The organism is Amycolatopsis rhizosphaerae (assembly GCF_007713715.1).
Classification (GTDB): domain Bacteria; phylum Actinomycetota; class Actinomycetes; order Mycobacteriales; family Pseudonocardiaceae; genus Amycolatopsis_E; species Amycolatopsis_E rhizosphaerae.
The window spans coordinates 1-7,411 of sequence record NZ_VJWX01000364.1 but is presented as its reverse complement, the minus strand read 5'-3'; the positions used below and the strand labels follow the sequence as shown (position 1 = coordinate 7,411).

Sequence of the window (7,411 nt, the reverse complement as noted above, 5' to 3'; positions counted from 1 at the left end):
GCAGAGCAGACCCCCCACCCCGGCCGGAGGGACTCGGGCAAAGCCGTGAAGGGTCCCTTCACGGTCGAATCGACTGTGAAGGGACCCTTCACGGCCAACACTCACGCGACTTTGCCGGGACCCTGGCCGATACGACCGTGAGGGGACCCCTCACGGCAATCCGCCGCGCAGGCCTGCGCTCTCTAACGTCCTGGCATCGACCTCTTGACGCCCTCGTGGCCTCCACCTAACCTCACCGCTGTTCGCTTACAGAGACAGTATGTGCGCTATTGGTAAAACCACAGGTTAAGGCGGTGGAGAGATGAGCACAGGGTCGTGCCCGATCGATCATTCGGGAGCGGCGGCCGCATGCCCGGTGACGGCGCCGGTCTCGGGGGCGGCCGGGTTCGATCCGTTCGGCGAGGCCTACCAGGCCGACCCGGCCGGTTCACTGCGCTGGTCCCGGGACGGCGAACCGGTGTTCTACAGCCCGGAACTCGGCTACTGGGTGGTCACGCGGTACGAAGACGTCAAGGCCGTCTTCCGGGACAACGTGCTGTTCTCCCCCTCGATCGCCCTGGAGAAGATCACCCCGGTCTGCGAAGAGGCCACCGAAACCCTCGCGCGGTACGGCTACGCGATGGACCGCACCCTCGTGAACGAGGACGAGCCCGCCCACATGGCCCGCCGCCGGGCGCTGATCGACCCGTTCACCCCGGCCCGGCTCGCCCACCACGAGCCGATGGTCCGGCGGCTGGCGCGCGAATACGTGGACTCGTTCGCCGACGCGGGCAAGGCCGATCTGGTCGACGACATGTTCTGGGAGGTCACCCTCACCGTCGCGCTGCACTTCCTCGGCGTGCCGGAGGAGGACATGGCCACCCTGCGGAAGTATTCGATCGCGCACACGGTCAACACCTGGGGCAGGCCCTCACGCGACGAGCAGGTCGCGGTGGCCGAGGCGGTCGGAAAGTTCTGGCAGTTCGCGGGCACCGTGCTGGACAAGATCCGCCGCGACCCCTCCGGACCGGGCTGGATGCCCTACAGCATCCGCCTGCAGCGGGAGATGCCCGAGGTGATCACCGACTCCTACCTGCACTCGATGATGATGGCCGGCATCGTCGCCGCGCACGAGACCACCGCCAACGCCGCCGCCAACGCGGTGAAGGTCCTCCTGGAGAACCGGACGGTGTGGGAGGAGATCTGCGCCGACCCGTCCCTGATCCCGTACGCGGTCGAGGAATGCCTGCGGCACAACGGTTCCGTCGCGGCCTGGCGGCGCCTGGCCACCGCCGACACCGAGGTCGGCGGCGTGCCGATCCCCCGGGGTGCGAAGCTGCTGATCGTCAACGCCTCGGCCAACCACGACGAACGGCACTTCGAGCACGCCGACGAGTTCGACCTGCGCCGGGACAACGCCGCCGACCACCTGACCTTCGGCTACGGCAGCCACCAGTGCATGGGCAAGAACCTGGCCCGCATGGAACTCCAGATCTTCCTCGAGGAACTGACCCGGCGCCTCCCGCACCTGGAACTGGCCGGCGACCAGCAGATCACCTACCTGCCCAACACCTCCTTCCGCGGTCCGGACCACCTGTGGGTCCAGTGGGATCCGGCCGCCAACCCGGAACGCACGGACCCGGCGGTGCTGCTCCGGCAGCACCCGGTGCGGATCGGCGAGCCGCCGAAGCGGGCCCTCCCCCGCCGGGTCGTCGTCGAAGAGATCACCCGCGAAGCCGAAGGGGTCCTCCGCCTCCGGCTGGCCGATCCGGTGGGCCGGCCGCTGCCCAAGTGGTCTCCGGGAGCGCACGTCGACCTCGAAGTGGGCGGCCTGTCCCGCCAGTACTCGCTGTGCGGCGATCCCGGCGACAGCGCCTACGAGGTCGCCGTGCTCCGGGAAGGCGCGGGCCGCGGCGGCTCGCGCTACATCCACGACGAACTCGCCCCGGGCGACACGCTGAACCTGCGCGGCCCGCGCAACCACTTCCGGCTCGATCCCGGCGCGCGGCGGTACGTGTTCGTCGCCGGAGGCATCGGGATCACGCCCATCGCGGCCATGGCCGACCACGTCCGCGCCGCGGGCGGGGACTACGAAATCCACTACTGCGGCCGGGATCGCAGCACCATGGCCCTGCTGGCGCGGCTGGAACGCACGCACGGAGACCGGCTCGTCCCGCACGTCGGTTCGGAAGGGACCCGGCTGGACGCCGAACACCTGCTCGCCACCCCGGTGCCCGGCACTCTGGTCTACGCGTGCGGTCCCGAACGCCTGCTGTCCGCTTTGGACACCGCCACCCGGCACTGGCCGGAGGACAGCCTGCGCGTCGAGCACTTCACGGCGGCGACGGGCCCGCTGGACCCCGACGGGGAGCACGAGTTCGACGTGGAACTCGCCGATTCCGGCCGGACGATCCGGGTGCCGGCGGGAAACACGGTGCTCGGCGCGCTGCGGGAGGCGGGCGTCGAGATCGCCAGCGACTGCGAAGAAGGACTGTGCGGTTCGTGCCAGGTGACGGTGCTCGCCGGAGAGGTCGACCATCGCGACCGCGTGCTCACCAAGGCGGAACGGGCCGTCCACAACCGCATGATGACCTGCTGTTCCCGGGCCGCCGGTGACCGGCTGACCCTCGGCCTCTGACGGGCCTCGTTTCCGCCTCCCGCCGAACCGGCGCGAACACAACCCCGCGACGACCGCGAACCCGCGAAACCCGCGAAAAACACAGAAAGGACCTGACAATGGCGTCAACGGTGGACCGAGTGGTGCCCTCCGGCACCCGGGCCACGGCCCCGGCCGGCTTCAAACGCGTGCTGGCCGGCAGCATGGCCGGAGCCGTGCTCGAATGGTACGACTTCGCGATCTACGGCATCCTCGCCGCGACCGTGCTCGGCCCGCTGTTCTTCCCCGGCAGCAACAGCGTCGCGAAACTGCTCCTCGCGCTGGCGACACAGGGTCTCGGCTTCGTCGCCCGGCCGCTCGGCGGCATCGTGTTCGGGCATCTCGGCGACCGCTTCGGCCGCAAGCCGATGCTCGTGGTGACCTTCACGCTGCTCGGCACGGCGACCGCGGCGATCGGCCTGCTGCCGACCTACCACCAGATCGGCATCGGGGCCACCGTGGCGCTGGTGGTGCTGCGGATGGTCCAGGGCTTCGCCCTCGGCGGGGAGTTCGGCGCCGCCGTGCTGATGGTCAGTGAATACGGCGAACCCCGGCGCCGCGGATTCTGGGCGTCGTGGCCGCAGGCGGGCGCCCCGCTCGGCACCGTGCTCGCCACCGTCCTGGTGACGGTGCTGACCTCGGCGTTTCCCGGTAAGGCCTTCGACACCTGGGGCTGGCGGGTCGCCTTCCTGTTCGCCGTTCCCCTGCTGCTGGTCGGCTTCTGGCTGCGCCGCAGCGTCGAGGAGTCCCCGGTGTTCCGCGCGGCGCAGGAACACGCCGAACAGCGGGCCCGGGGCAGCGAGCGCTCCTCCATCCTCGCCGCCCTCGCCAAGCCGCGCGCCGTGCTGCACGGCCTGGGGATGCGGCTCGGCGAGAACGTGGCGTTCTACGTCTACACCGTGTTCGTCATCGCCTACGCCAGCCACGGCTTCGGCTACACCCGCGGAGACGTCGTGCTGGCGGTGACCTTCGCTTCGGTGTTCCAGTTCGCCGGCATGATCCTCGGCGGGGCCTGGTCGGATCGCGTCGGCCGCAAGCCGGCGATGCTGGTGCCCGCCGTGGTGCTGATCGCGTGGGCACCGGTGTTCTTCGCCCTGGTGCACACCGGCACCCTGCCACTGCTCTGGATCGGCGTCGGCGTGGGCGCCTTCTTCCACGGGATGCTGGCGGGCACCGAGGCCGCGTGGATCACCGAACTGTTCCCGACCAAGCACCGCTACGCCGGTTCGTCGCTGGTGTTCCAGGGCTCGTCGATCATCGCCGGGGCGCCGGCCCCGCTGATCGCGGTGTGGCTCATCGACCGGTTCGGGGTGGGCACCGTCGTCGCCTACCTGATGATCACCATGGCGGTCACCGTGCTGGCCGTGGTGACCAGCCGGGAGACGAAGGGCCGCGACTTCGGCGCGGCCGACTGAGCCGGAACCCCGGGCGGGGCACCGTGTTTTCGCGCGAGAGCGGGAAAACACGGTGCCTTTCCCCGCAGGGCCCACTTCCCCTGGCTCAGCGGTGACAGAGAATTCGGAGTGTCGAATCGTAGGTTCTGTCGTAACCGTCCTCGTAGCCCCTGCGGTACTCGTCGCCTAGGATGCGACCGCGACCATGGCGTCCCGAACCCCAGTTCAGGCAATGGGCTTCCCGGGCGATCCTCACCGCCTCGTGCCCGCCGTCGCGCGAGCCGTCTCGGTAGCCTCGCGTGTAATCGTCCCGGTACCACTGATAGGTGGCCGCCACCGAAGTGGAGCCCTGCTCCGCCGCCCTGGCCTGGGGTATCGCCGCCGGTGCGAGCGACAGGGTTCCGGCCACGGCCAGCGAACCGGCGAACAGCGCCATGGATCGTTTCGCACGCATTTCAACACCCTTTCCCAAGAAGGCGATTCGAGTTCAGAGAGAATTCGGCGACTTCACCATTTCCTTCGCGAAACCGGCTCGACGCGCCGAAAGCAGGCCGGTATCACACGTCAAGCATCCGACCGGGTGAACATCAAGTCAATCCCCCGGCCGTTCACTCACACGGACCGCATTACGATAACCCTGGGTATTTTGGCCAGGGTTCAATGAGCGCGGCCGAGTTCCCTCGTCATCACCCATCCGGCGCCCGACCTGGATAACACGAAGAAATGCGGACGTCAGGACCCGGCCGCGTAGCGCCAGAAGTCCCGCATGATCTCCGGCGGGGTGGGCCCGCTCATCTGCCGCTGGGTCAGCAGGACGGTGACCGTGCCGGTGGCGGGGACGATGTGCGCGGCCGTCCCCGATCCGCCGACCCAGCCGTACCGGCCGGGCACGGTCCACGGGTCGCTGGCTGCGATGTCCACCGAGCCGCCGAAACCCCAGCCCTGGCCCTCCAGGAACAGGGTGCTCGCCACGCGCTGGGCCGCGGTGAGGTGGTCGGTGGTCATCAGGCGCACCGACTCGGCCGACAGCAGCCTGCGGCCCCGGAAGGTGCCGCCGCCCAGCAGCATCCGGCCGAAGGCGAACCAGTCTTCGGCGGTGGACACCAGCCCACCGGCCCCCGAGGCGAAGGCCGGCGGCGAGCTCCACTGCCCGTCCGGGGTGTCGAGCAGATCCAGCCCGCCCTCGGGGCCGGGAGCGTAGGAACTGGTGAGGCGATCGCGGCGGTCCTCCGGCACCCAGAAACCGGTGTCGGCCATGCCGAGCGGCTCGAACAGGCGCTCGGCCAGAAACTCCGGCAAGGGCTGCCCCGACACCCGTTCGATCAGCACGCCCACCAGGTCCGAACAGGTGTTGTACAGCCACGCCTCGCCCGGCTGGCGCAGCAGGGGAATGGCCGCCAGCCGCGCGAGCCAGTCGTCCGTGGCCGGTATCCGCTGCGGCCGGAGGTTCTGTTCCTGGACCAGCGCCAGCAGCGGCTGGACCGCGGGCAGCGAGAAGTCCGCGGGAAAGCCGTACCCCGCGCGGAAGGTGAGCAGATCGCCCACCGTGATCGGCCGGACCGCCGGTACCACGTCGTCGACCGGGCTCGAGGGCGTGCGCACGACGACCGGGGAGGCCAGTTCCGGCAGCCATCGTGCGATCTCCTCGTCCACCGCCACCCGGCCCTCGTCGATCAGCATCATCACGGCCGCGGCCGTGATGGGCTTGGTGATCGAGGCGATGCGGAAGATCGAGTCCCGTCGCATCGGCGGCGCGTCCCCGGTGCCCGCCGCACCGGCCGCGGACACCTCGACCCGGTCCCCGTGCGCCACCAGAGCCACCGCGCCCGGCACGGTGCCGTCGTCGACGTAACCCCGCAGAAGGTCGTACAGCCTGCCCATCGTCCACCTCTCCTGATCGGTACTGACGGAAGGTAGACCCCGGGTACGACGAAAACTCGTCGGCGGACGGGTTCTCCACGATCGGTGGACACGATGGCCCGTCGCGGCCCCGGCACGGCGGTAGCGTCGGGCCATGGACGCACATTCCGCGAGGGGCCTGGCGTTCGCCGCCGGTCCGACGCTCGCCGCCGCCGCGATCGGCTCGCTGGCCTCACGCCGGGCCCCGGAGGTCTACCGGCGGCTGGCCAAACCGGCCTGGGCGCCGCCCCCGGGGGTGTTCGGTCCGGTGTGGACGGTGCTCTACACGGCGATCGGGGTGGCGGGCTGGCGGTTGTGGACCCGGCGCGCGGGCCGGAAGGCGCTGGGCCTGCATCTCGCGCAGCTCGCCCTCAACGCGGCCTGGACACCCGCCTTCTTCGCCGCGCGCAACCGCACCGCGGCGCTCGCGGTGGTGACCGCCCTCGACGGCGCCCTCGCGGCGGAGATCGCCGTCGTGGCGCGCCGTGATCGCGCGGCCGCCGCCCTGCTCGCGCCCTACCTGGGCTGGTCGGTGTTCGCCACGGCGCTCACCGCCTCGGTCGGCGATCCCGCCGGTCCCCCCGGTTCCACCGTCCGCCGGTAGCCCACCCGCGCGGGGTCCCGGTGGCCGTGGCGGCGGGTGCCGAACTCGGTCACGAACGAACGGTCCGGCGGCACGAGCCGCACCGGGGTCAGCCGGAAGTAGGTCCTGGCGGCGGCGTGGGTCGCCGCGGCCACCACCGGGGACGGTTCCGCGAGCCCGTGCACGCGCCGCAGATCCGGCGTGCACAGCGACGAGAAGACCTGGGGCGCCAGTGGCCGCAACGCGGGCGGGAACCAGCGCCGGGCGAAGTCCTCCACCAGTGCCCCGGTGACCGCGCGCCCGCCCTCGCTCGGCGCGTAGCGGCTCGCCTCGTACCCGGTCATCCAGGCTCGCAGGGCGGCGCGGCTCTCCGGGATGCCGGTGATGCCCTGGGCCCGCGCCACCGCCGACCAGAACCGCCAGTGGCCTTCCCGTTCGGCTTCGGAGAACGGTGAGGCGCCGACCAGGGCCACCAGCCGCTGCGGTTCCAGGGCCAGGGTGGCCAGCGTGTAGAGGGATTCGTCGTTGGCGATCGGGAAGTGCGCGTGGATCGCGTTCATCCGCTCGATCCACCGGCGGGCCTCGGCCGAGGCGAGGTCCCGGTCCAGGAACTGGCCGAAGAACACGATCGTGTCGTCATTGCGCCGGGCGGTGTCGACGATGATGTCGCCCCTGCCCCGCCGCCACAGCACCCGGGCGATCGACGGGATCGCCACCTGCCGCGCGAACGCCACCGAGAACAGGGCGTGCACCAGCATCGGCTGCCCGTGCAGGGTCTGCAGACTCAGCCTGGCCACCTCCTGGGCCTCCCGTACCGGGTCCAGCCCGCCGATCCGGCGCCGGACCGTCATCCCCAGCCTGCGACTCCGCATGACCACCTCCGTTTTGGACAACATACGC

Annotated in this window: 6 protein-coding genes; 4 read left to right on the top strand and 2 right to left on the bottom strand. The window is 70.8% G+C overall.

Annotated features, from left to right (window positions below):
• Window positions 1–301 precede the first annotated feature (301 nt).
• The 3 genes from FNH05_RS27435 (at window position 302) to FNH05_RS38320 (ending at window position 4,613) form a co-directional block, all read left to right on the top strand.
• Window positions 302–2,617, top strand: coding sequence for a cytochrome P450/oxidoreductase (locus tag FNH05_RS27435; RefSeq protein ID WP_144591688.1), 2,316 nt, complete (start codon window positions 302–304; stop codon window positions 2,615–2,617).
• A gap of 98 nt (window positions 2,618–2,715) precedes the next feature.
• Entirely contained in the window at window positions 2,716–4,050 is a 1,335-nt protein-coding gene (locus tag FNH05_RS27430) for an MFS transporter (protein WP_144591687.1), read from the top strand.
• Window positions 4,051–4,355: 305 nt separating this feature from the next.
• Window positions 4,356–4,613, top strand: coding sequence for a hypothetical protein (locus tag FNH05_RS38320; RefSeq protein WP_186382764.1), 258 nt, complete (start codon window positions 4,356–4,358; stop codon window positions 4,611–4,613).
• 148 nt (window positions 4,614–4,761) lie between these two features.
• Here FNH05_RS38320 and FNH05_RS27420 read toward each other — a convergent pair whose 3' ends face one another.
• Window positions 4,762–5,910 carry a serine hydrolase domain-containing protein gene (locus tag FNH05_RS27420; RefSeq protein WP_144591683.1) on the bottom strand — a complete coding sequence of 383 codons (1,149 nt, stop codon included), beginning with the start codon at window positions 5,908–5,910 and terminating at the stop codon, window positions 4,762–4,764.
• 133 nt (window positions 5,911–6,043) lie between these two features.
• Between FNH05_RS27420 and FNH05_RS27415 the strand changes: the two genes are divergently transcribed.
• Window positions 6,044–6,532 carry a TspO/MBR family protein gene (locus FNH05_RS27415; RefSeq protein ID WP_144591681.1) on the top strand — a complete coding sequence of 163 codons (489 nt, stop codon included), beginning with the start codon at window positions 6,044–6,046 and terminating at the stop codon, window positions 6,530–6,532.
• Here FNH05_RS27415 and FNH05_RS27410 read toward each other — a convergent pair.
• Window positions 6,445–7,383: an oxygenase MpaB family protein gene (locus FNH05_RS27410; RefSeq protein WP_144591679.1), complete on the bottom strand. Its 939-nt coding sequence runs from the start codon at window positions 7,381–7,383 to the stop codon at window positions 6,445–6,447. The genes FNH05_RS27415 and FNH05_RS27410 overlap by 88 nt on opposite strands.
• Window positions 7,384–7,411: the final 28 nt, after the last annotated feature.